Here is a 22,538-nt window from a genome sequence, read left to right on the forward strand (position 1 = left end):
GAGGCAAGACCTATGAAAAAACAACACCAGTCACCCGTAACTGAACCGGTGATTGAGCTGATCGTTCCGGGCATGGGCTCGGATCATTGTGCCGGTATTGTCAGAAAAACCTTGCAGCGTTTGGATGGTGTTGAGGTTCTGGATACAAATATTGCCCGTCACCTGGTCAGGGTTGTGGTGAAGTCCGGCGATATTGATCAAGCACTGCTGCGCACAGCAGTTGAGGGTGCCGGTTATGACGTTGCCAGCGTCAGGGCCGAAGATGGCGAGGCTGAGCAGTCAGATGAAGAAATAGAAGCCGACTATTTGCTTCAGGCACGCAGACGACTCTGGATTGCAGGCATACCTGCTTCTTTGATCATGCTGCTGATGTTGCCACACATGTTCTGGCAACCGCTGCCCGGATACTTGCTGATTGTTGCTTTGTTAGCCTTCCCAGTGGTTTTTCTGGGTGGAGGTGCAGCAACACACCGGGCTTCCTGGCGTTCATTGAAGAACGGCACGTTTAATATGGATGTGCTGATTTCTCTGGGTAGTTTGCCTCCCTATTTATTGGGGTTATTAGGTTTTTTCTTCCCGATGACTTCTTTTGTTGAGATGGCTGCCACCATCATGACCTTCCATTTGCTTGGGCGTTATCTGGAGGCTCTGGCGAAAGGGCGAGCTTCTCAGGCGATCAAAAAGTTGCTTCATTTGGGGGCCAAAACAGCCTGGGTTGAGCGTAATGGCAAAGAAGTTGAAGTGGCTGTCAAAGAGCTGCAGCCAGGTGACATTATGGTGGTGCGTCCTGGTGACAAGGTGCCTACCGATGGTGAGGTGATAGAAGGGGAAAGTCATCTTGATGAGTCATTGGCGACAGGCGAGTCCTTGCCGGTTTATAAAGCGCTGGGCGACTCCGTTCTGGGGGCAACACTTAACAAGGAAGGGCGCCTGAGAGTCAGGGCGACCCGTGTTGGTAAGGATACTTTTTTATCTCAGGTCGTGAAGTTGATTGATCAGGCGCAAGGGACACGAGTGCCGATTCAGGAGTTTGCGGACCGCATGACCGGGCGTTTTGTACCCCTGGTGATTCTGGTTGCACTGCTCAGTATGTTCGGTTGGTGGTTGTTTGCTGACCTGATGCGACCGGTACTCTACTGGGGGGAAGGCTTTTTACCCTGGGTAAATGCAGAAGCCTCATCACCGGTGCTGGGATTACTGGCTGCCATTGCTGTATTGGTGATTGCTTGTCCCTGTGCGTTGGGACTGGCAACACCAACAGCCCTGATGGTGGGTTCAGGTATAGGGGCTGAAAGGGGTATTTTGATTCGATCCGGTGAAGCAATTCAGACCTTCAAGGATATTCAGGTGATGGTGTTGGATAAGACCGGCACCATCACCCGGGGGGAGCCTCGATTGACCGAACTGAAAGCTGCTGAAGGAGTGGATGAGAATCAGCTCCTGCATTTGGCGGCGAGCGTGGAAAAAGCCTCAGAACACCCGATTGCACGAGCAATTGTTAATGCTGCTGAAGAAAAAGAGATGTCCATGACCAGCGTCCAATCCTTTCAATCCACGGGTGCCAGAGGTGTTTCCGGTGAGGTTGAAGGACGCAAGATTCTGATCGGCAATTATCGTTTGCTGGAAGAATCTGATGTTCAGGGATTAGCTGCAATGCAAGAGGCCATGCTGCAATTGGAGTCACGTGGCCGAACTGTGATTCTATTGGCCGCCGATGGTCAGTTGCTGGGCTTGTTGGCAGTTGCTGACACCCTGAAGGAAGAGTCCTTTGCTGCTATTGAAGGCATGCACCAGATGGGCCTCAGAGTGGTGATGCTTACGGGTGACAACCAGCGAGCAGCGCAGGCTGTAGCTGATGAGGTTGGCATTGATGAGGTTTATGCCGAGGTGCTGCCGGAAGACAAAGTCAGGATAGTGCGTGAACTGCAGGAAAAGTACGGACAGGTCGTGGCAATGGTGGGTGATGGCATCAACGATGCTGCAGCCCTGTCTCAGGCCAATGTTGGAATTGCCATAGGTGCTGGTGCTGATGTAGCGATAGAGGCGGCTGATGTCACCCTGGTTAAAGGTGAGTTGACTGGAGTGGTTGAGGCCATGAGGTTGTCTAAAGCGACCTTCAGAAAAATTGTCCAGAATCTGGTTTGGGCCAGTATTTACAATCTGGCAGCAGTGCCCATTGCTGCTTTGGCGCTTTTGCATCCGATGATAGGTGTTATCGCCATGACGGCCAGCTCTCTTTCTGTTATTGGCAATTCCATGTTGTTGAAACGCAACTTCAAGCCTGTTGCTGGAGGCGGCCTGTGATGAAACATCAGTCCACGGGAATGCTGTTCATTTGTCTGCTGATGCTGGGTGCAGGTTTATTCTGGGTGAGTCTGGATGACAGGAGTGGTTTATGGCTGTTGTTACTGATGCCCGCTTGTATGGTTGTTCATTTGCTGTTGCACCGGAAGGGGCGACCGGAGCATAAAAAACCGCCAGAGTAGGCTTGCTCAGGGTTGGGTTAAGGCGTTGGGCTGCAGGGGCAGGCTGAAGGAGAAACAGCTGCCTGCCCCCGGCTGGCTTTTAACCTGAATGCTGCCGCCCATTCGTTCAACGATCTGTTTGCTGATGGCCAGCCCCAGCCCGGTACCGCCGTAGCGTCTGGAGATGCTGGAGTCTGCCTGGGTGAACACTTCAAATAGCTGCTCCTGCACCTTCAAAGGAATGCCGGGACCGGTGTCCTGAACACTGAAATGCAGGCCATCCTTGTTCTGGGTGACTTCAAGTTGAACCTGCCCCTGTTCGGTGAACTTCAATGCATTGCCGATCAGGTTCAGCAACACCTGTCTCAGGCGCACCGGATCAGTGTGGTAGCAGGCATCTGCTTCGGGTGCCAGTGACCAGCTGAGGTGAACCGGCTTTTGATTGAGTCCGGCGGCAAAAAAATCCATCACTTCCTGCAAAAAGGGACTGAGGTGAACGTCCTGATCATCCAGCAGGAGTTTTCCAGCCTCCAGTCGTGAGATATCCAGCAAGTCATTGAGCAGCAGCATCAAAGAGCGGGCACTGTTAAAAATGGCATCGGTGAAGCGGCGCTGTTCTGTGGTTTGTGGGGTTTCCCGCAGCAAGTCAGCCAGCCCCATCACGCCGTTCATCGGGGTGCGGATTTCATGACTGAGGGTGGCCAGAAAGTCAGATTTGGCACGGCTGGCAGCCTCTGCCTGACGGGCGGTTTGTTCCAGTTCGGCGGCCATTTGCTGGGCTTGTTGTTGTGCGGTGCGTGCTTCCTGCATCTTGCGGATCAGCAGGCCAATGATCAGGCTCATGGTCAGGGTCAGCAGGATCACCAGCAGAATCAGGTAACGATAAAGCTGGCGCAACTGCTCGCGACTTTCGGTATTAAGCTGAGCACTGATGCCTTTCATGTGTGCGATCAAGGGTTCGGTGGTCTGTTGCAGTTGCAGCGACAAGGCTAATAACTGCTCCATGCCTTCCGGTTGTGTGGCCTGGTCGGACTCAAACAGCTGGTCCATGGCTTTTATCAGCTGGATGGCCCAGAAGCTGCGCTCTGCCGTTAAATTGGCAGCACCAAACACCCGTGCAAACTGTCCCTGTTGCAACAGGGTGATGCGGCTGTAAAGGATTTCAAAACGCAGCTCAACGTCATGCCAGTCATGCCCTTGTGGGTTGAGTTGGTATTGACTGAGCTGGGCAGCAAACTTGAGGTTTTCCCGATCCAGTTGATAAGCCGCCCAGAGCGCATCGTCCCGTTCTGCAGCCTGAATCTGTTGTTCACGCCCCTGCAGCACAAACAGCAGGGTCAGTGCCGCCAGCAGGAACAGCACGGCAATACCCGGCAGCAACCAGAAGCCAGCCTTGCGGTGCAGTGCCGAGAATTCCTGTGTTGGCATGCTCAGCGCACCAACTCGATGGAGCGTACCTGCCAGACGGAACGGTTGTAATGCATTTCAGTGTTCAGCTGCGGGTATTCATCAAAGGGATAGATCACAAACAGCGGGCCACGGTCACGGACACGCAATACGCGATCATTTTTGTGGGTGGCCAGAATCACTTCATAGTCCAGAAAGTCACTGACCGGCATTTCTGCAACAAAATCATTCAGTGCAGTGATACGCATCAGGCGAGCATCTTCGCCTCCCACTGCCTCTAATAGTGCACGACCCAGTGGGCCGGAATAGGCATGGCTGCCTTCCGCCCAGGGGGTGTGGGTCTGTGTGGTGCGCTGTTCGAGGCTTTCCAGCATCCCCCGGTCAAACACAGCCTGATCCGGGCGGTTGGTGTGACGTATCTCACCAGTGATGGTCAGGAGAATCGGGCCTTTAGGGCTGGGCAGCTCGCTGGCCTGAATCAGACCGGCAGTCAGCAACAGGATCAGTTGGAGGGCAAAAAGACGACTGGTGAACCGGACAGGAAAACGCATGCAGGGCCTCGTGCATTTTATTCAAATGCCAATTATGCGTTTTTTCTGGGTGAGCGTCCTGTAACTAACTGTAAGGCACTTCAGCTTGTTGAGTGCCTGTGAGTCTAAGCTGTCAGTCCAGATTTGACTAGCCGCACTGACTTTGCAAGAGTCTTCTTAGATGATGTGGGAAATCAGGTTTATGCTGTAGCAGTAGTGGAAGCGGCAGGTTTTTCTAGTCGTTTTATCATTGTGGAACAAGGATCTTGAATGGCAGCTCGACTTGGTCTTTTGGCAAAATGGCGTCCGCGCTGGTGGGTTTTTGTGTTATTTGCGCATTTGCTGGGGTTGCTGTCTTCTTTTGATGCCATGATGTCAACCCGAACTGCGCCTGGCGCAGTTGCCTGGATTGTTTCTCTAAATACGGTGCCTTATGTCGCTGTGCCATCTTATTGGGTATTTGGCCGCAGTCGTTTCCAGGGTTATGTGTCATCTCGGCGTGATGAAGATTCACTTTTGTCAGAGAAGTTAACCAGTAAGCTGGCTGAGCTTCAGTCACAGCGTTATTCCGGCTCCAGTATTGATCGGCATATCGCTGGTATTGAACGTTTGGCTAAATTGCCGGTACTGGCAGGCAATCATGTGTCTTTGCTGGTGGATGGTGAAGAGGCTTACGGAAGTATTTTTGCTGGTATTGCAGCGGCGCAGCGTTATGTTTTGGTGCAAAGCTACATCATTCAGTCAGATGCGATAGGTCTTAAGTTGCAGGACGCCTTGATAACCAAGGCGCGTGAGGGTGTTTCTGTATACCTGCTGTACGATGAGATCGGTAGTTACGCGCTGAGCTTCAGTTACTTGAATGAGTTAAGAAAAGCAGGTGTTCAGGTACATCACTTTCACTCTTATCGGGGGGTGGGAAATCGTTTCCAGCTAAATTTCCGTAACCACCGAAAAATTGTAGTGGTAGATGGTCAGACAGGCTGGCTGGGCGGATTTAATATGGGCGAGGAGTATCTTTATGGGCATCCACGTTTAGGCCGCTGGCGTGATACCCATATGGTTGTTGAGGGGCCGGCAGCTTTGGCTTTGCAGTTAGTGTTTACAGAGGATTGGCATTGGGCAACTGAGGAAATACTGGATTTACCCTGGACTCCCAGTATTCATACCAGCCATGCTGCACCGGTATTGATACTGCCCTCGGGGCCAGCCGATCGTTTCGAAACTGCAAGCCTGATGGTTCAGCAAGCCATTCATTCTGCCCATCATCGCATTTGGATATCCAGCCCCTACTTTGTACCAGATGAAGGGGTGCAGACCATGCTAAAACTGGCTGCGCTGAATGGTGTTGATGTCCGAATAGTGATTCCTGAGCGAACAGATAACACGCTGACATATTGGGCTGCTTATGCTTTTTTGCAGCCGATGCTGGAGGCAGGTGTAAAAATTTATCGTTATCAGGGAGGCTTTTTGCATGGTAAGGCATTTTTGATTGATGACAGCATGGCAGCGGTAGGTACAGTGAACCTTGATAACCGCTCTTTTCGTTTGAATTTTGAAGTGACCGCCCTGGTATTGGACCGTCCATTCGCTGCTGACGTACAGGTCATGTTTGAAGAGGATTTTGCTCGTTCCAGAAAAATGCAGCTGGATGATGTCAGTCAGCTCTCTGTCTGGCACAAGGCTAGATCAAGAGCAGCCTACCTGTTTGCTCCTGTGTTGTAATCAGACCTATTAGGGCAACAAGGATTAACTGAGCATTGGAGACTGTCAGGCCCAGTTTATACCGGGCCTAACCTGGTCAGGTTTTATCACTGAATTAGAAATCAGGATTCAGGGTAAAAAATCAAAGGTAGTGGGAAGCGTCAGCTTCCAGCAGACCGAGATTGGCCATCCGAATGCGCAGGGAGGTCAGATCCGAGTTGAGTTTGAGGTTGTCGAAGGTTTCTTCCAGCAGTGGCTCAAGCTTTGCGTTCAGCAGTTGGGTGCGGGCGCTGGCATAGTCACCCAGTTGCAGGGCCTGGATCAGGCCGTCCATCACGGTAATGTCTTTCTGATGGCCACCACAGGCTTCCAGGCCTTTTTTGATATCAGAAAAAAGTTCGATGAACTTGTCGTTAAAGGTATAGAAATTGTCTTCAATGTGCTGGTTGCGTGAAGGATCATTCATGGTATTCACCTCTGCTTTTGTTTTTGTAATGAATTCTGATGGTAGCAGCCAGGCAAAACTTAACAACCTGAAAATTTAAGACTTTGGTCTTTGTCACCCGCCAGGATGCAGGAATCGCATGGCAGGTGTAAAAACGGCATCAGTGTTTCAGTGCAGCAATATTCTGTGCGGTCAGATCCAGAATCTTCTGTCGGGCCTCCGGTGCCAGCCAGGCGCTGTGAGGGGTTATGATCAGGTTGAGCGGCTCATTCAGCGCGTCCAGTAGCGGATTGCCCCGTACTGGTGGTTCTTCACTCAATACGTCCACGGCCAGTCCACCGATACGGCCTTCGCGCAGGGCATTCAGAGCATCGGTTTCGTTCACGATGCCGCCGCGCGCTGCATTAACAACCAGAAGATCACTTTTTACCCGTTGCAGGCGCTCGGCATTCAGCAGATTGTGAGTGTCAGTATTCAGCGGGCAGTGGAAGCTGATGACATCAGCCAGAGGCAGCAGGCTGTCCAGTGCCGGGCGGTGATCTTGTGTGTTGCCCGGGCGGGCAGCAATCTGAACCTGCATGCCAAAAGCCTGTGCCAGGCGTTCCACTTCACGGCCCAGTTCACCATGACCCACCAGCAGCAGCGTTTTACCTGCCAGTTGGGTCACTGGATGCTGCATCAAACAGAAGGCAGGTGATTGCTGCCATTCGCCTGCAGCCACCGAGCGCTGGTAAAGCGGCAGGCGTGTGGCAAGGGCCAGCATCAGCATCAGGGTGTGCTGGGCAACACTGGCGGTGCCATAAGCCTGCACATTGCGAACCGGTATGCCCAGCTCAGCTGCAGCGTTCAGGTCGATGTTGTTCATGCCGGTGGCCAGCACACAAATCAGCTGAAGTTTTTGTGCTGCCAGCAGTTCATTACGCCCCAGGTATACCTTGTTGACCAGCAGCACTTCGGCATCAGTGATGCGTTCAGCAACCGCTTCGGGTTGCGTGGCTGGCCAGATCACCAGTTCACTCAGCTGTGCGCGGATGGAAGAAAAATCCATGCCTGGGCCGAGGCTGTTACCGTCCAGCAGTACACCTTTCATGTTGAGCTCCCCGTTTTCATGTTCGGTTATCCGTTATGAGACTTGGAAAGGAGGCATTATACTTTGCCGCCAATGACCACTTCACCTTATCCGTCTTGCCAGGATGTATTGTTTTGAATGCCATGACCTTGTCTGATGATTATCTGTTCCGTTTTGGTGGCATCGCTCGTCTTTATGGTCGTGCCGGGCTGGAGCGTCTGGCAGCAGCGCATGTTGCCGTGGTGGGTATCGGCGGGGTGGGTAGCTGGACAGCAGAAGCCCTGGCGCGTACAGGTGTGGGTCATATCACCCTGTTTGATCTGGATGATGTCTGCACCAGCAATATCAATCGCCAGTTGCATGCACTGGATGGCACGGTGGGGCGTTCCAAGGTTGAGGTGATGGCTGAGCGCCTGCTGCAGATCAATCCGGAGTTGCGGGTGGATGCCCAGAGCTGTTTTATCACACCGGGCAATCTTGCTGAAAAGCTGGGGCAGGGTTTTGATGCTGTGGTGGATGCAACGGATACCGTGCCTGTGAAGGCGGCAATGATTGCCTGGTGCCGTCGCAACAAGCTTAAGTTGGTGGTGGTGGGTGGTGCTGGTGGGCAGGTGGACCCGCGATTGGTGACCACTGCCGATCTGGCGCGAACCACACAGGACCCCCTGCTGGCCAAGGTGCGCAATCTGTTGCGGCGGGATTATGGTTTCAGTCGCAATCCTAAGCGACGTTTTGAAGTGGAGTGTGTTTATTCCACCGAACAACTGGTTTATCCACAACCGGATGGCAGTGTGGCTTGCCAGAAACCTGAGCCGGGTGAGGCTTTAAAACTTGATTGTGCCAGTGGTTTTGGTTCGGCAAGTTTTGTGACGGGAACCTTTGGTTTTGTTGCAGCACAGCGACTGATTGAGCGCTTGATAAAAAGGTGAGTGGTCAACAAAAACTGATCGTTTTTTTGATCGGCATCATTTTTATAAGCAAAGAACATATTCATATACACTAAAGTAGCAGCGACCGGTGGTCGCATAAACGCTAAATTAACCTGCGCTCATAAAAAATACATCTCAGCAGGAGCCAGGTTCATGTCGAAGAAAACCCTTCCCTTTGAAAGCGTCAGCCGACGCGATCTTTTAAAACTCGGTGTTGGTGCTGGTGTGGTTGGCCCTCTGGCCCTGACTGCCGGTGCTGCCAAAGCGGTAAATACCAATGCCCACATTGTTATTGTCGGTGCTGGTGCCGGTGGTACAGCGATGGCCAACCGCTTGTCTCGTAGCCTGAATGGTGCCCGTATCACGGTGATTGATGCCCGTGAAAAGCATCACTACCAGCCTGGCTGGACGCTGGTTGCTTCCGGAGCCTGGGACAAGAGCAAGGCCATCAGTGATACTGCTGACTGGATGCCGCGCAGTGTGAACTGGGTCAAGGGAATGGTTGCCGAGTTTGATCCCGACAACAATCGGGTCGTGTTGAATAATGGTCAGGCAGTTGATTATGACTACCTGATTGTCGCCAGCGGCCTGCAGCTGCGTTATGAGCGCATTGAAGGCATGGACACCCGTCTGATTGGTCAGGGCAAGGGTATTGGCAGTGTTTATGCCAGCATTGATGCCGCTGCTGCCACCAATGACGAAATCAATCGCTGGGTGGCCAGTGGTCGCGGTACCGGCCTGTTCACACTGGCGCCTACCGCCATCAAATGTGCCGGTGCTCCGCTGAAAATGACCTTCACTACGCTTTCCAAGCTGGAAGCAACTGGCCGTCGCGACCAGTTTAATGTTGAGTTCATGACACCATCCGGTGGTCTGTTCAGTCAGCCGCAGGTGCATGCCTTTGTGCGTCAGCGCTTTACTGACCAGGGTGTGAAGCGTAATGACTTTTACACGCTGAAGGCCATTGATGCTGATGCCAAAAAGGCCACTTTTGCTGTGCGTGACTCGGAAGATGTCACCCGTGATTACGACTTTATTCATGTGGTGCCACCGATGACTGCTCCACAGGCGCTGCTGGACAGCCCGTTGCGTTTCCAGGAAGGCCCCTTTGTGGACTGGATGGAAGTGAATCGCGAAACCCTGCAAAACGAGCGTTATCCCAATGTCTGGGGTATCGGTGATGTGATGGGTATGGCACTGAACAAAACTGCGGCCAGCGTGAAAATGCAGGCGGGTGTGCTTGAGCAGAATATTCTGGCCCACTTGCAAGGCCGTCCGCTGCCTGCCAAACATAACGGTTACACCTCTTGCCCGCTGATCACGGGTATTGGTAAAGCCATGCTGGTTGAGTTTGGCTGGGCCGATAACATGGCCATGATTCCATCCTTCTCCTTCATTGATCCGATGGCTGAGTCCTGGACGGTGTGGGTGATGAAAGATCGCATGCTGCGTCCTGCTTATTACGCCATGCTTGAAGGCAAGATCTAAGGAGACAATGAGATGACTTTATCCGGTGTTCTGACCGTTGTATGGTATTCCGTAGTGCCGTGGCTGTGGCTGTTGGCATTAATGACCATCATTTTCCTGGTGCCTCAGGTGATTGCACGCATGAAGGGTTACCGCTTCACCAGTACCGGTGGGCTGGGTTCCAAGGTGCTGCCGCCAGTGGTGGCTGTACTGGCACTGTTTCTGGTGCCCATGCATACCACTTCATCCATCAGTTATGTCAATACCTGGGTGGACTGGATGAACCTGATCGGTGCATCAGTAGGTCTGGGTATTTATGCCTGGCTGGTATTCCACCCGGTGTGCTACCTGCGCAACAAAAAAGCCTGAGTGCTTTGAGCTGACTGAACGACCCTGCCTTTTTGGCAGGGTTTTTTTTCTTTGATGCAGGCAATAGAATAATCTTATTCCTTTAGGTTATTTAATTGGCTGGGTGGACCGATTACACTGGTCCTGAAAATCAAGCAGGAGGTGAACATGCTTAAACCCCTGGTAGAAGCTTTTTTTGATGAAGATACCTTTACTTACACCTATCTGGTGCGAGATCCGTTAAGTCCTGCCTGCGCCATTATTGATTCAGTGCTGGACTTTGATCCGGCATCCGGCAGTACCTCAACGGCCAGTGCAGATCGCCTGATTGAGCGAATTCAAGCGCAGCAGTTAAAGGTTGAGTGGATTCTGGAAACCCATGTGCATGCCGATCACCTGTCGGCTGCACCCTACCTGAAGCTGAAGCTGGGTGGCCAGCTCGGTATTGGTGAAGAAATTCGCACCGTGCAGCAGGTATTTGGCAAGGTGTTTAATGCAGGCTCCGACTTTGCGCGGGACGGCAGCCAGTTTGATCGCCTGTTTACTGATGGTGATACCTTTCGCATTGGGCAACTGGAAGGGCTGGTGTTGCACACACCAGGTCATACACCAGCTTGCCTGACTTATCTGATTGGTGATGCCGGGTTTGTGGGTGACACCCTGTTCATGCCGGATTACGGCACTGCACGTTGTGACTTTCCCGGTGGTGATGCGCGTACGCTCTATCGTTCAATCCAGAAGATTTTTGCCCTGCCAGACCAGACCCGCCTGTTTATGTGTCATGACTATAAAGCTCCAGGCCGGGATGAATATTGTTATGAAACCTCTGTGGCTGCAGAAAAAGCTGACAATATCCATGTGGGCAGTGGCAAGACGGAAGACGCTTTTGTACAGATGCGGACTGCACGAGATGCCACCCTGGACATGCCACGGCTGATTCTGCCATCCGTGCAGGTGAATATGCGGGCAGGTCAATTCCCGCCACCGGAAGCCAATGGTGTAAGCTACTTGAAGTTGCCACTGAACCAATTCAAATAACCCATTAAAAGACATCAGGAGTTGAACATGGCTTTGCCTCCAATGCGAAAACTGGAAGAGAACCTGAGAACCTGCGGGCAATTGCTGCCCGATCAGATCCGTGAACTGGCTGCTGAGGGTGTTAAAACCCTGATTTTTAACCGCCCCGATCAGGAAGAAGCCGATCAGCCGGATACTGCTGAGCTGCAGGCTCTGGCGGAACAGTTGGGTATGCAGTGGGTGCATCAACCGGTGATTTCCGGTCAGGTAACGGATGAGCAGGGTGTTGAATTTGGACGTCTTTATGCGGCAGCCCCCAAGCCGGTAGTGGCTTTCTGCCGTACCGGTGCGCGTTGTGGTTGCCTGTGGGCGCTGAGTCAGAAGGATCAGCGGCCGGGTGCAGAGCTGGTTGCCGCCTTGAAGGCCGCCGGGTTTGACATGCCGGACTTCTTCAAGCGTCTGGCAGGTTAAAGCGGAGTCTGAGGTTATTGTGAAACACCAGCAATCCCCGCAACTGGCTGTATTGCAAGGGCGTGCCATGCAGCAGGGGCTGTGGGGGCTGCTGCGTCATCGTATTTACAATCTGCAGTTGTTACGCATGGATGCCACTGCTGCCCTGATTGTCTCCCTGTTGCTGATTCCCCAGAGCCTGGCTTACGCACTGTTGGCAGGCTTGCCGCTGCAAGCCGGTCTGTATGCCAGCATCCTGCCTGCCATCGCTTATGCCTTTTTTGGCACCAGTGGTGTGCTGGCAGTCGGGCCAGTGGCGATCACCTCGTTATTGACCTTCAGTGCACTGAGTCCACTGGCAACACCCGGCTCGGATGAATATGTGCTGTTGGCCATACTGCTAGCACTCATGTCGGGTTTGTGCCTGTTGTTGATGGGTGTGTTGCGCATGGGTTTTCTGACCAATTTTCTCAGTCACCCGGTGATGTCGGCGTTTGTCAGTGCCTCAGCAGTGATTATTCTGCTGAGTCAGTTAAAGGGTGTGACCGGTATTCCGGTGCAAAGTGGCACCTTGCCGGAGATGTTATACAGCCTTTATTCGGGTTGGCAGCAACTGCATCTGGAAACGCTGTTGCTGGGTTTGGCTTGTATCCTGTTTCTTTATTGGGCCAGGCATTACCTGGCCGGGCTGTTGCAGCGTTTTGGCATGAAACCGGATTTGGCCACCTTGATGGGGCGTATGGCACCCTTGCTGCTGCTGGTGCTGACTACACTGCTGGTGGTGATGACCCGGCTGGATCAGCAGGGAATCAAGATTGTGGGAGCCTTGTCGCTGGGTTTGCCAACCTTGCAATGGCAGATGATTACTCCGGGTGTGTTGTTGAGCCTGGTGCCGATGGCTGTAATGATCAGCCTGATCGGTTTTGCCGAGTCGGTCGCAATCGCGCGTACCTTTGCAGCACGCCGCCGCCAGCAGGTGAACTCCAATCGTGAACTGCTGGGGTTGGGTATTGCCAATCTGGCAGCAGGTGCCAGCGGCAGTTTTCCGGTAACCGGTGGGCTGTCGCGTACGGTGGTCAATCATGATGCCGGTTCGGTGACGCCGATGGCGAGTCTCCTGACCGGCATGGGTATGGCGCTGGTGTTGCTGTTTTTCACTGGCTGGTTGTATTACTTGCCACAAGCCATGCTGGCCTCGGTGATTCTGGTCGCCGTATTGTCGCTGGTGGACTGGAAGCAACCCCTGCACCTCTGGCGTTACAGTCGTGGGGATGCCTGGGCCTGGCTGGCGACAGCCAGTGGTGTGTTGCTGCTGGGCATTGAAATAGGTCTGCTGCTGGGTGTACTGGTTTCACTGGGTAGCTGGCTGGCCAAAAACAGCAAACCGCATGTGGCCATTGTTGGGCGGGTACCGGGCACGGAACACTACCGTAATGTGCAGCGCTACCAGGTGGAGTTGCATCCTTCCATTCTTTCACTGCGCATTGATGAAAGCCTGATGTTTGCCAATGCCCAGGAAGTGGAAGAGCGGGTGTTGCAGGAAGTCAGCCAGCATCCGGAAGTACGCCATGTGATCCTGATGGGATCTGGCATTAATCACATCGATGCCAGTGGTGTAGAGGTGCTGGAACAGTTGAATCAGCTATTGAAAGAGCAGGGTATCGGCCTGCATTTGTCAGAAATCAAAGGACCGGTGCTGGATCGATTGAAGTTGATCAACTTGCCGGAGCATTTGAATGGTCAAATATTCCTGACCCAGCATCAGGCGATGCAGGCGTTGACAAGAGTTGATGAAAAAGCCTGACTGGCAGGCTTTTTCATGGGTGATCAGAGCAGGATTTTACTCAGGCCAATCACCATCGGCAGGGCCGGCATTGCCAGCAGTACCACCAGACCAGCAGGAATCCACAGGGGGCTGCAGGTTTCTTTGAACTCACCTTCGTGATGCGCCATGTTTGCCTCTTCAGAAATGTACAAAAATTGACTTAAATCAAGATTGCGCATTCTAAAGGCAGATCATGGGCCTGTCATCCCTGACAGGTTACGACCTTGGTCTTTTGGGCTTTTTGTCGCATCAATACATCAGGGTGTATAACTTGCGCCGGCTCTGAATCACCAGTGGGTTGCCTTCTCCCAGCAGGGCAAAAACCTCCAGTAGGGTTTTATGGGCAATACCGTCCTGATAACTCCGTTCGTCACGCAACAGGTTCAGTAGTAGCGTCAAAGCCTGTTCGTAGTCTGCCTGCACCAGTGCGGCCATGGCTTTTAAATAACGGGCTTCACTGTCATCCCGATCAGCCAGTGCGGCCAGCTGTTCCGGGGAGGGTGCTTTTTCGGTGAACTGCAATCCGGCAATCAGGCCTTTCACTTCCGGTCTGGCTTTATCCGATTCCGGCAGGTTGTCCAGCACGGCACGGGCATCTGTGGCCTGATTCTTTTGCAGCAGGATGCGCGCCAGTTCAATCTGTAGCTCAATATCATCGGGCAGTTGACTGATCGCTTGTTGCAAAAGGGCCTGAGCCTGATCCAGCTGACCTTCACCAATCAGTTGCTTGATTTGTTCCTTGAACGCTTCCACCGGATTGGTCAGGTGTTGTTTGAGGAACGCACGGATTTCACTTTCCGGTTTGGCACCACTGAATTGATCAACGAGTTGCCCCTGACTGACCAGCATCACGGTGGGTACGCTGCGCACCTGAAACTGGGCGGCCAGTTCGCGCTGTTCATCAATATTCACCTTGGCCAGAATGAACTGTCCCTGAAACTCTCCGGCCAGCTTGGTCAGAATGGGCATCAGCGCCTTGCAGGGTGCGCACCATTCCGCCCAGAAATCGATCAGGATGGGCTGCTGCATGGAGCCTTCCAGAATGATCTGCTGGAAGTTGTCGAGGGTAATATCAATGATATAGGGCGATTGGCTCATGGATGATCCTGTTGGGGTGGCTGATGGCTGGTCGATATGGGTGGTGACTATCCACAGATATGGGGAGTAGCGCCCGGAAAATCAAGCGGTGCTGATGTTGAAAAGGTGATGCTGGAAAAGTGCTCAGCGGCCCTTTTTCCAGGGGCGGGCATTAAAGTCCTGGGGTGGTGGCTGATTGGAATTGGGAGAGGCATTATCACGAATATCGCGAAAATCCCGACCAAAGGTGGCTGCAGGTTTGTTTTGCGGGGTTGCTTTGTTGTTGCTGACCGTTTCCTGCTGTTTTTCACTGCGCTTGGCAGCGTTAATGGCATTGCTGGCCGATTCCGCATTGATGCGCTTGACCAGGCGGTAGCCCTGGCTTTCGAGTTTGTCACAGATCCATTGTTGACCTTGAGCGCCTGCCCAGAGTGGCAAGAGCACGATACCGGCAAGGGCACAGAGTGCCAGTAGTGGGAAGTCGAGCAGTGCACCGGCTGCTGCTGCTGCAAGCATCATCATGAAACCGACAAACAGCAGGAATGCCTTGCCCCACAGGCTATTGGCCGCCGCCCAGATAAAACTGGTGACAAAAGCAGCTATACTGAAGCCTACCGGTACAGCCTGGTAGCCTTTGCTTTTATGGTGGTACACCCGGTAAACCTGCATCCTATGCCTTCAAGTCTGTCAGTTTGTCACTTAATGATTATCCATAATTACCAGTCGTTGACGCTACTACTTGAGGGTAACAACTTGTTGTTGTCTGCACCTCCTTGTGCAGATGGTTTCTATCAGGCGTCAATGCGCTTGTATTTCATGCGCTTGGGTGTATCACTGCCGACCCGTTTTTTGTGATCTTCTTCGTATTCCTGATAGTTGCCTTCAAAGAACACCACTTTGGAGTCCCCTTCATAAGCCAGGATGTGGGTGGCAATCCGGTCCAGGAACCAGCGATCATGTGAAATCACCAGTGCACAGCCGGGGAAGGCCAGCAGGGCTTCTTCCAGTGCACGCAGGGTTTCCACGTCCAGATCGTTGGAAGGTTCGTCCAGCAGCAATACGTTGGCACCCTGTTTCAGGGTCAGCGCCAGATGCAGGCGGCCACGCTCACCACCGGAGAGGTCGCCGACACGTTTTTGCTGGTCATTGCCCTTGAAGTTGAAGCGACCCACATAAGCGCGGGATGGCATTTCAACGTTGCCGACACGCAGGATGTCTGCACCACCGGAAACGGCTTCCCAGACAGTCTTGTTGTCCTGCAGGCCTTCACGGGACTGATCCACGGTGGCCAGTTGCACGGTGTCACCCAGTACCACCTCACCGGTATCCGGCTGTTCCTTGCCGGTGATCAGTTTGAACAGGGTGGATTTACCGGCGCCGTTGCCACCGACAATACCCACAATGGCCCCCTTGGGAATACTGAAGTCCAGGTTTTCAAACAGCAGCTTGTCACCGAAGCGCTTGCTGACATTGTGAAACTCAATGACCTTGTCACCCAGGCGTGGTCCCGGCGGGATGTAAATTTCATTGGTTTCATTGCGCTTCTGGAATTCCTGGCTGGACAGTTCTTCGAACTGTTTCAGACGCGCCTTGGATTTGGACTGACGGCCCTTGGCGCCCTGGCGTACCCATTCCAGCTCGTGCTGGACGGCCTTGCGGTGGGCGGTTTCCTGTTTGGCTTCCTGCTCCAGGCGTTTTTCCTTGGCTTCCAGCCAGTTGGAGTAGTTGCCTTCAAAAGGAATGCCCATGCCGCGGTCCAGCTCCAGAATCCAGCCGGCCACATTGTCGAGGAAATAACGGTCGTGGGTGATGGCCACCACGGTGCCAGGATAGTCATGCAGGAAGCGCTCCAGCCAGGCGACCGATTCGGCATCCAGGTGGTTGGTGGGTTCGTCCAGCAGCAGCATGTCAGGGCCAGACAGCAGCAGGCGGCAAAGCGCTACGCGGCGTTTTTCACCACCTGATAGATTGGCAACCCTGGCATCCCATTCGGGTAAACGCAGTGCGTCTGCAGCGACTTCCAGTTTGCGCTCCAGGTTGTGGGCATCAGCCGCCTGGATGATGTTTTCCAGGCGGGCTTGTTCAGCCGCCAGGGCATCAAAGTCAGCTTCCGGGTCAGCATAGGCAGCGTACACCTCTTCCAGCTTGGCCTGGGCATCCTTAACCACGGAAAGGGATTCTTCAATCACTTCACGCACGGTTTTACCGGGGTCCAGCTCGGGTTCCTGTGGCAGGTAGCCAACCTGAATACCGGGCATGGGGCGGGCTTCACCGTTAATTTCGGTGTCAATGCCGGCCATGATCCGCAGCAGGGTGGATTTACCGGAACCGTTCAGACCCAGCACACCAATTTTGGCGCCTGGAAAGAACGACAGGGAAATATCCTTGAGGATTTCACGTTTGGGCGGTACGGTTTTACCGACCCGATGCATGCTGTAGACGTATTGAGCCATGGCGGAAAAACAACTCCTGATTGACCTGACTGTATGGGATAGCGGGCATGATAGAAGCAGGCAGACAGGAAAGCCAGTCTCGTAACAGCTTGTGAGAGACTGAAAACTGGCTGAATGAAGTGATTTCCTGATGGAAATTGAATTTTTTCATGTGAACGCCAGCGCAGACTGGGGTAAAATGCCTGCCTTGAATTTTTGCTCTTTCACTTTCCCATCACACCGGGGTCGCCATGTTCAGTCGTAAATCCAGTCTTGCCGAATTTGATGCTGATCTGTGGTCCGCCATGCAGGCGGAAGTACAGCGTCAGGAAGATCACATTGAGTTGATCGCTTCCGAAAACTACACCAGTCCGGTGGTGATGGAAGCCCAGGGCAGCCAACTGACCAACAAATACGCAGAAGGTTATCCCGGCAAGCGTTATTACGGTGGTTGTGAACATGTTGATGTGGTCGAGCAACTGGCCATTGACCGTGCTTGCCAGTTGTTTGGTGCCACCTATGCCAACGTACAACCCCATTCCGGTTCTCAGGCCAACTCAGCCGTGTTCCTGGCGCTGGTTAAAGCCGGTGATACCGTGCTGGGCATGAGCCTGGCTGAGGGTGGCCACCTGACTCATGGTGCCAAGCCAAATTTCTCCGGCAAACTCTACAATGCTGTGCAGTATGGTCTGAATCCGGAAACCGGCGAAATTGATTACGCTGAGGTCGAGCGTCTGGCGGTTGAACACCAGCCCAAAATGATCATTGCCGGTTTTTCTGCCTACTCCAAAATCATTGACTGGGCAAAATTCCGTGAAATCGCTGACAAGGTTGGCGCTTACCTGTTTGTGGATATGGCCCACGTGGCTGGCCTGGTTGCTGCGGGTGTTTACCCCAACCCGCTGCCTCATGCCCATGTGGTGACCACCACTACCCACAAGACGCTGCGCGGCCCTCGCGGTGGTTTGATCCTGTCTGCCTGTGGTGATGAAGACATCTACAAGAAACTGAACTCGGCTGTGTTCCCCGGTGGTCAGGGTGGCCCGTTGATGCACGTGATTGCCGCCAAGGCAGTGTGTTTCAAGGAAGCCATGAGCCCTGAGTTCAAGGCTTACCAGCAGCAGGTGGTGAACAACGCCCGTGCCATGGCTGGTGTGATGATCGAGCGGGGTTATGACGTGGTGTCCAACGGTACAGACGACCACCTGTTCCTGCTGAGCCTGATCAGCAAGGGGCTGACCGGTAAGGATGCTGATGCTGCGCTGGGTGCTGCCCACATCACTGTGAACAAGAATGCGGTACCTAAAGATCCGCAGAGTCCATTTGTAACGTCTGGTCTGCGCATTGGCACACCGGCTGTGACCACTCGTGGTTTTAAAGAAGCCGAATGTACCGAGCTGGCTGGCTGGATCTGCGATATTCTGGATGACATCAGCAACACGGCCACCATTGAAGCGGTGAAACAGAAGGTTGCAGCCCTCTGTGCCCGTTTCCCGGTGTACCAGGGCTGATCCTGACCCAAGCGGAGCACAGCAATGCACTGCCCTTTTTGTAGTGCGCAGGATACCAAGGTGAATGATTCGCGCCTGGTTGCCAATGGTGACCAGGTGCGTCGTCGTCGTGAGTGCCTGTCTTGTGGTGAAAGGTTTACTACCTACGAAACTGCAGAGCTGGTGATGCCGCGAGTGGTCAAGCGTGACGGCACCCGTGAAGCCTTTGAAGAGGCCAAGCTGCGTGCTGGTCTGCAACGTGCACTGGAAAAGCGCCCGGTGGATACCGAGGCACTGGAGTCCGCATTGGAGCGCATTCGTCAGCAGTTGCGGGCCAGTGGTGAGCGTGAGGTGCCTTCGATGCTGATTGGTGAGCTGGTGATGCAACAGCTCAAACAACTGGATCAGGTTGCTTATATCCGTTTTGCTTCAGTGTATCGGCAATTCAAGGATCTGGACGAGTTTCGTGCAGAGATCGATCAATTGGCTGCCGACCCTTCTTCCTCACGTACCGGTCATTAAACGGATGGCAGGTGTGTCCTGCCTGTTGAACGGGGCTTCTCTTGAACAGCGGATCTGCACAGCAATTTCAGCCGGAGTTCATGGCGCTGGCCATACGTCTGGCGCGTCAGGGCTGGTATACCACCCGTCCCAACCCACGGGTTGGCTGTGTGCTGGTGAGAGATGGCCAACTGGTGGGCCAGGGTGCCCATCTGAAGGCGGGTGAAGCCCATGCCGAAGTTCATGCCCTGCGCCAGGCCGGTGCGTTGGCGCAGGGGGCCGATGCTTATGTCACGCTGGAACCCTGCAGCCATCATGGCCGAACCCCCCCTTGTGCTGATGCGCTGATTGCTGCCGGGGTGAGGCGTGTGTGCATTGCCCAGTTGGACAGCAATCCATTGGTGGCTGGCCGTGGTGTGCAAAAGTTAAGGGATGCTGGTATTGAAGTGGCACATGGTCTGCTGGAAGCGGATGCAAGGGCGCTGAATCCGGGATTCTTCCGACGCATGGAAACGGGTTTGCCGCGTGTGACCCTGAAGCTGGCGATGAGTCTGGATGGTCGTACTGCCATGGCTTCGGGTGAGTCCCAGTGGATCACCGGCGCGGAAGCTCGGCAGGACGTACAGCGTTTGCGGGCTGCCAGTTGCGCCATCATCACCGGTGCAGATTCGGTGTTGGTGGATGATTCACGGCTGACGGTGCGGGATAAGCAGTTAACCGGTTTGTATGGTTTCAGTCAGCCGTTGCGAGTGATCACTGACTCCAGGCTGAGAGTGCCGGCCGCAGCGGCCATCTTCCGCCAGCCCGGCACCACCCTGCTGGCAACACGCGAGGCCAGTGTGGGTGCCCGGCCACAGCAGGCTGAGCAACTGCGCCAGGCGGGAGCAGAGCTACTGGTGCAGCCAGGCGCGGCATCACCGTTGAATTTGCAGCGACTGCTGAGTGACCTGGCTGAACGCGGTTGCAATGAGGTGCTGGTGGAGGCGGGAGCCAGCCTGGCTGGTGCTTTCCTGCAGGCTGGACTGGTGCAGGAGTTACGTATTTACATGGCGCCGATGCTGCTGGGCGATACCGCGCGAGGGTTGTTGCAATTGCCGGGGCTGGAGCGACTGGCTGATGCCATCCATCTGAAGGTGCTGGATATTCGCGCGCTGGGACAAGACTGGCGCTTTATTCTTGAGCCGCAGGGGCTATCCTGATAGCTGTACCGCAAAGTGTTAAGATAGCGGTTGCTGAACCGAGGACATCATGGCTTTAAACACGATTGAAGAAATTATTGAAGACATCCGCCAGGGCAAGATGGTTATCCTGATGGATGATGAAGATCGCGAAAATGAAGGTGATCTGATCATTGCTGCCGAAAAGGTCACTGCTGCCGATATCAACTTCATGGCCCGGCATGCCTGCGGTCTGATTTGTCTGACGCTGACGTCACAGCGTTGTGAGCAACTGGACCTGCCGTTGATGGTGGATCGCAATGGCGCCCAGTTTTCCACCAATTTCACCCTGTCGATTGAAGCCGCTGAAGGGGTGACCACCGGTATTTCTGCAGCCGATCGCGCCCATACCGTGCAGGTGGCCGTAGCACGTAATGCCAAGGCCGCTGATATTGTGCAGCCGGGCCACATTTTCCCGTTGCGCGCGCAACCGGGTGGGGTGTTGCAGCGTGCCGGTCATACCGAAGCTGGTTGTGATCTTGCCTGGCTGGCGGGTTTTGAATCGGCATCGGTGATTGTTGAGATCATGAATGATGATGGCACCATGGCGCGTCGTCCGGATCTGGAAAAGTTTGCTGAAAAACACAATCTGAAGATTGGCACCATTGCCGACCTGATTCATTACCGAGTGGTGAATGAGGCAACCGTGCGTCGTGGTGAATCCTACGACCTGCAGACGGAGCAGGGCTGTTTCCGAGTCACCTCCTTCCATGATGATGTGCAGGGTGGCACCCATCTGGCGCTGGTGATGGGTAGTCCCAAACCTGAACAGCCGACTCTGGTGCGTGTGCACCAGGCCGATACTTTCCGTGATTTGCTGGATGCCCGCTTGCAGGATAAAAACAGCTGGAGCCTGCGCAAGTCGCTGGCACGTATTGCGGAAGCCGGTGAAGGCGTAGTGGTGTTGCTGGACAACACCAGCGCCAAGCCCAGCCTGGAAGTGCAGTTGCGGCATTTCCTCGGCCTGGAGCGTGAAATCCGCACCAGTGCCAAGGATGGCGCAGGCACCTACCTGACCATCGGTACTGGCGCACAGATCCTGCGTGATGTTGGTGTTGGCAAGATGCGCCTGCTGTCTTCACCGCTGAAATTTGGTGCCCTGTCCGGATTTGATCTGGAAATAGTGGAAACCCTGAGCGTAGACGATTACTGAACACGACTGACAGAAGAGATAACCAAGATGCAAGAGATCAAACAGACCGAAGGTCAGCTGCAGGGTATCAGGGGCCAGTTTGTACTGGTGGTGGGTCGCTTTAACAGTTTTGTGGTGGAAAGCCTGGTCAGCGGTGCAGTGGATACCCTGCGCCGCCATGGTGTGGCTGCTGAGCAGATTGAAATTGTGCGTGCTCCCGGAGCCTGGGAATTGCCACTGGCAGTGAAAAAGGTATTGCAGACGCGTCAACCTGCAGCCGTGATTGTGCTGGGTGCAGTGATCCGTGGGGGTACACCGCATTTTGAATATGTGGCCGGTGAGTGTAACTCTGCACTGGGTCGTTTGATGATGGAATTTGAAACGCCGATTGCCAATGGTGTTTTGACCGTTAACTCGATTGAGCAGGCGATTGAGCGCTCCGGAACCAAAATGGGTAACAAGGGTGTGGAAGCGGCAGATGCGGCGCTGGAAATGGTCAATCTGCTGAATACCCTGGGGAACTGACATGGCTTCAGGCAAGAATGGTAAACCTTCTCGCAGTCAGGCTCGCAGCGCTGCCCGACAGCTGACCTTGCAGGCATTATATCAGTGGCAGGTCAGTGGTAATGCCATGCACCAGGTGGAGGCTTACATCCGTGCAGCCCTGCCAGACGATGGCCTGGAACCTCATGAAGACATCGCTGCAGTATTAAAAACCGCTGATCTGGCCTATTTCCATGAAATGGCCCAGGCGGTTGCTCGTCAGCAGACAGAGCTGGATGAGAGTTTTGCCCCTTTTCTGGATCGCCGGGTTAATGAGCTGGACCCGATCGAGCTGGCCATTCTGCGTCTGGGCAGTTATGAGCTGACTCAGCGGCTGGATGTCCCCTACCGTGTGGTGATCAACGAAGCAGTGGAACTGGCCAAACGCTTTGGTGGCACCGACAGTCACAAGTACGTCAACGGCATTCTCGACAAGCTGGCGCAGCGTGCCCGTGCTGCCGAAATTCAGGCACGACGTAGTTCACAAGGCTAA

General features: G+C 53.9%; 22 protein-coding genes. 14 read left to right on the plus strand and 8 right to left on the minus strand.

Translation table 11 applies throughout. From position 1 onward, the window contains the following. Positions 1–12 precede the first annotated feature (12 nt). Positions 13–2,304 carry a heavy metal translocating P-type ATPase gene (locus tag BT114_RS03710; protein ID WP_072325002.1) on the plus strand — a complete coding sequence of 764 codons (2,292 nt, stop codon included), beginning with the start codon at positions 13–15 and terminating at the stop codon, positions 2,302–2,304. A 188-nt stretch (positions 2,305–2,492) separates the two neighbouring features. On the opposite strand, the gene BT114_RS03720 is transcribed toward BT114_RS03710, so the two are convergent. Both BT114_RS03720 and BT114_RS03725 read right to left on the minus strand, forming a co-directional pair. Further along, positions 2,493–3,893, minus strand: a complete 1,401-nt coding sequence (locus tag BT114_RS03720) for a sensor histidine kinase (protein WP_072325004.1) — start codon at positions 3,891–3,893, stop codon at positions 2,493–2,495. Positions 3,894–3,895: 2 nt separating this feature from the next. Next, positions 3,896–4,423, minus strand: coding sequence for a putative pterin-binding protein (locus BT114_RS03725; protein WP_072325005.1), 528 nt, complete (start codon positions 4,421–4,423; stop codon positions 3,896–3,898). 249 nt (positions 4,424–4,672) lie between these two features. Here BT114_RS03725 and cls point away from each other — a divergent pair, with 249 nt between their 5' ends. Then, positions 4,673–6,124, plus strand: a complete 1,452-nt coding sequence (cls, locus tag BT114_RS03730; RefSeq protein WP_072325006.1) for a cardiolipin synthase — start codon at positions 4,673–4,675, stop codon at positions 6,122–6,124. A gap of 121 nt (positions 6,125–6,245) precedes the next feature. On the opposite strand, the gene BT114_RS03735 is transcribed toward cls, so the two are convergent. Beyond that, positions 6,246–6,569: a hypothetical protein gene (locus tag BT114_RS03735; protein WP_072325007.1), complete on the minus strand. Its 324-nt coding sequence runs from the start codon at positions 6,567–6,569 to the stop codon at positions 6,246–6,248. Positions 6,570–6,708: 139 nt separating this feature from the next. Next, positions 6,709–7,638 (minus strand): D-2-hydroxyacid dehydrogenase, encoded by a 930-nt coding sequence (locus BT114_RS03740; protein ID WP_072325008.1) that lies wholly within the window; start codon positions 7,636–7,638, stop codon positions 6,709–6,711. Between the two features lie 122 nt (positions 7,639–7,760). Here BT114_RS03740 and tcdA point away from each other — a divergent pair, with 122 nt between their 5' ends. The 6 genes from tcdA (at position 7,761) to BT114_RS03770 (ending at position 13,632) form a co-directional block, all read left to right on the plus strand. Continuing rightward, positions 7,761–8,546 (plus strand): tRNA cyclic N6-threonylcarbamoyladenosine(37) synthase TcdA, encoded by a 786-nt coding sequence (tcdA, locus tag BT114_RS03745; protein ID WP_072325286.1) that lies wholly within the window; start codon positions 7,761–7,763, stop codon positions 8,544–8,546. A gap of 153 nt (positions 8,547–8,699) precedes the next feature. Further along, on the plus strand, positions 8,700–10,034 hold the full coding sequence (locus BT114_RS03750; RefSeq protein WP_072325009.1) for an NAD(P)/FAD-dependent oxidoreductase: 1,335 nt from the start codon (positions 8,700–8,702) through the stop codon (positions 10,032–10,034). Between the two features lie 12 nt (positions 10,035–10,046). After that, on the plus strand, positions 10,047–10,382 hold the full coding sequence (locus tag BT114_RS03755; RefSeq protein ID WP_072325010.1) for a hypothetical protein: 336 nt from the start codon (positions 10,047–10,049) through the stop codon (positions 10,380–10,382). A gap of 147 nt (positions 10,383–10,529) precedes the next feature. Continuing rightward, entirely contained in the window at positions 10,530–11,399 is an 870-nt protein-coding gene (locus BT114_RS03760; RefSeq protein WP_072325011.1) for an MBL fold metallo-hydrolase, read from the plus strand. 27 nt (positions 11,400–11,426) lie between these two features. Further along, entirely contained in the window at positions 11,427–11,849 is a 423-nt protein-coding gene (locus BT114_RS03765) for a protein tyrosine phosphatase family protein (protein WP_072325012.1), read from the plus strand. A 19-nt stretch (positions 11,850–11,868) separates the two neighbouring features. Beyond that, a complete protein-coding gene (locus tag BT114_RS03770; protein ID WP_245770384.1) occupies positions 11,869–13,632 on the plus strand; it encodes a SulP family inorganic anion transporter in 1,764 nt (587 codons plus the stop codon). Between the two features lie 23 nt (positions 13,633–13,655). Here the strand turns inward: BT114_RS03770 and BT114_RS15255 are convergent, their stop codons facing one another. The 4 genes from BT114_RS15255 to ettA form a co-directional block, all read right to left on the minus strand. After that, positions 13,656–13,781, minus strand: coding sequence for a hypothetical protein (locus BT114_RS15255; protein ID WP_281249014.1), 126 nt, complete (start codon positions 13,779–13,781; stop codon positions 13,656–13,658). A gap of 121 nt (positions 13,782–13,902) precedes the next feature. Continuing rightward, complete coding sequence (trxA, locus tag BT114_RS03775; RefSeq protein WP_072325013.1) at positions 13,903–14,751, minus strand: thioredoxin; 849 nt, start codon at positions 14,749–14,751, stop codon at positions 13,903–13,905. Between the two features lie 123 nt (positions 14,752–14,874). Beyond that, the gene (locus BT114_RS03780) at positions 14,875–15,384 is read right to left on the minus strand and encodes a hypothetical protein (RefSeq protein WP_143142755.1); all 510 of its coding nucleotides are present in this window, start codon (positions 15,382–15,384) and stop codon (positions 14,875–14,877) included. Between the two features lie 137 nt (positions 15,385–15,521). Beyond that, positions 15,522–17,183, minus strand: coding sequence for an energy-dependent translational throttle protein EttA (gene ettA, locus BT114_RS03785; RefSeq protein WP_072325015.1), 1,662 nt, complete (start codon positions 17,181–17,183; stop codon positions 15,522–15,524). 230 nt (positions 17,184–17,413) lie between these two features. Here ettA and glyA point away from each other — a divergent pair, with 230 nt between their 5' ends. Genes glyA through nusB form a run of 6 tightly spaced genes read left to right on the plus strand, consistent with a single transcriptional unit; the run spans position 17,414 to position 22,538 of the window. Next, positions 17,414–18,673, plus strand: a complete 1,260-nt coding sequence (gene glyA / locus BT114_RS03790; protein ID WP_072325016.1) for a serine hydroxymethyltransferase — start codon at positions 17,414–17,416, stop codon at positions 18,671–18,673. Positions 18,674–18,697: 24 nt separating this feature from the next. After that, entirely contained in the window at positions 18,698–19,174 is a 477-nt protein-coding gene (gene nrdR / locus BT114_RS03795; protein WP_072325017.1) for a transcriptional regulator NrdR, read from the plus strand. 41 nt (positions 19,175–19,215) lie between these two features. After that, positions 19,216–20,352: a bifunctional diaminohydroxyphosphoribosylaminopyrimidine deaminase/5-amino-6-(5-phosphoribosylamino)uracil reductase RibD gene (gene ribD, locus BT114_RS03800; protein ID WP_425434766.1), complete on the plus strand. Its 1,137-nt coding sequence runs from the start codon at positions 19,216–19,218 to the stop codon at positions 20,350–20,352. Between the two features lie 49 nt (positions 20,353–20,401). Beyond that, positions 20,402–21,523 carry a bifunctional 3,4-dihydroxy-2-butanone-4-phosphate synthase/GTP cyclohydrolase II gene (ribBA, locus tag BT114_RS03805; protein ID WP_072325018.1) on the plus strand — a complete coding sequence of 374 codons (1,122 nt, stop codon included), beginning with the start codon at positions 20,402–20,404 and terminating at the stop codon, positions 21,521–21,523. A gap of 27 nt (positions 21,524–21,550) precedes the next feature. Then, positions 21,551–22,027 carry a 6,7-dimethyl-8-ribityllumazine synthase gene (ribH, locus tag BT114_RS03810; RefSeq protein ID WP_072325019.1) on the plus strand — a complete coding sequence of 159 codons (477 nt, stop codon included), beginning with the start codon at positions 21,551–21,553 and terminating at the stop codon, positions 22,025–22,027. 1 nt (position 22,028) lies between these two features. Next, entirely contained in the window at positions 22,029–22,538 is a 510-nt protein-coding gene (gene nusB, locus BT114_RS03815) for a transcription antitermination factor NusB (RefSeq protein ID WP_072325020.1), read from the plus strand.

It is taken from the genome of Marinospirillum alkaliphilum DSM 21637 (genome assembly GCF_900119735.1).
In the GTDB taxonomy this organism is placed as follows: domain Bacteria; phylum Pseudomonadota; class Gammaproteobacteria; order Pseudomonadales; family Halomonadaceae; genus Marinospirillum; species Marinospirillum alkaliphilum.

Coding starts and splice junctions, on each gene's coding strand:
- cls (WP_072325006.1), top strand. CDS start 4,673: ATGGCAGCTCGACTTGGTCTTTTGGCAAAATGGCGTCCGCGCTGGTGG.
- glyA (WP_072325016.1), top strand. CDS start 17,414: ATGTTCAGTCGTAAATCCAGTCTTGCCGAATTTGATGCTGATCTGTGG.
- BT114_RS03755 (WP_072325010.1), top strand. CDS start 10,047: ATGACTTTATCCGGTGTTCTGACCGTTGTATGGTATTCCGTAGTGCCG.
- BT114_RS03740 (WP_072325008.1), bottom strand. CDS start 7,638: ATGAAAGGTGTACTGCTGGACGGTAACAGCCTCGGCCCAGGCATGGAT.
- BT114_RS15255 (WP_281249014.1), bottom strand. CDS start 13,781: ATGGCGCATCACGAAGGTGAGTTCAAAGAAACCTGCAGCCCCCTGTGG.
- trxA (WP_072325013.1), bottom strand. CDS start 14,751: ATGAGCCAATCGCCCTATATCATTGATATTACCCTCGACAACTTCCAG.
- BT114_RS03765 (WP_072325012.1), top strand. CDS start 11,427: ATGGCTTTGCCTCCAATGCGAAAACTGGAAGAGAACCTGAGAACCTGC.
- BT114_RS03725 (WP_072325005.1), bottom strand. CDS start 4,423: ATGCGTTTTCCTGTCCGGTTCACCAGTCGTCTTTTTGCCCTCCAACTG.
- tcdA (WP_072325286.1), top strand. CDS start 7,761: ATGACCTTGTCTGATGATTATCTGTTCCGTTTTGGTGGCATCGCTCGT.
- nrdR (WP_072325017.1), top strand. CDS start 18,698: ATGCACTGCCCTTTTTGTAGTGCGCAGGATACCAAGGTGAATGATTCG.
- BT114_RS03750 (WP_072325009.1), top strand. CDS start 8,700: ATGTCGAAGAAAACCCTTCCCTTTGAAAGCGTCAGCCGACGCGATCTT.
- BT114_RS03735 (WP_072325007.1), bottom strand. CDS start 6,569: ATGAATGATCCTTCACGCAACCAGCACATTGAAGACAATTTCTATACC.
- ettA (WP_072325015.1), bottom strand. CDS start 17,183: ATGGCTCAATACGTCTACAGCATGCATCGGGTCGGTAAAACCGTACCG.
- nusB (WP_072325020.1), top strand. CDS start 22,029: ATGGCTTCAGGCAAGAATGGTAAACCTTCTCGCAGTCAGGCTCGCAGC.
- ribBA (WP_072325018.1), top strand. CDS start 20,402: ATGGCTTTAAACACGATTGAAGAAATTATTGAAGACATCCGCCAGGGC.
- BT114_RS03720 (WP_072325004.1), bottom strand. CDS start 3,893: ATGCCAACACAGGAATTCTCGGCACTGCACCGCAAGGCTGGCTTCTGG.
- ribH (WP_072325019.1), top strand. CDS start 21,551: ATGCAAGAGATCAAACAGACCGAAGGTCAGCTGCAGGGTATCAGGGGC.
- BT114_RS03710 (WP_072325002.1), top strand. CDS start 13: ATGAAAAAACAACACCAGTCACCCGTAACTGAACCGGTGATTGAGCTG.
- BT114_RS03760 (WP_072325011.1), top strand. CDS start 10,530: ATGCTTAAACCCCTGGTAGAAGCTTTTTTTGATGAAGATACCTTTACT.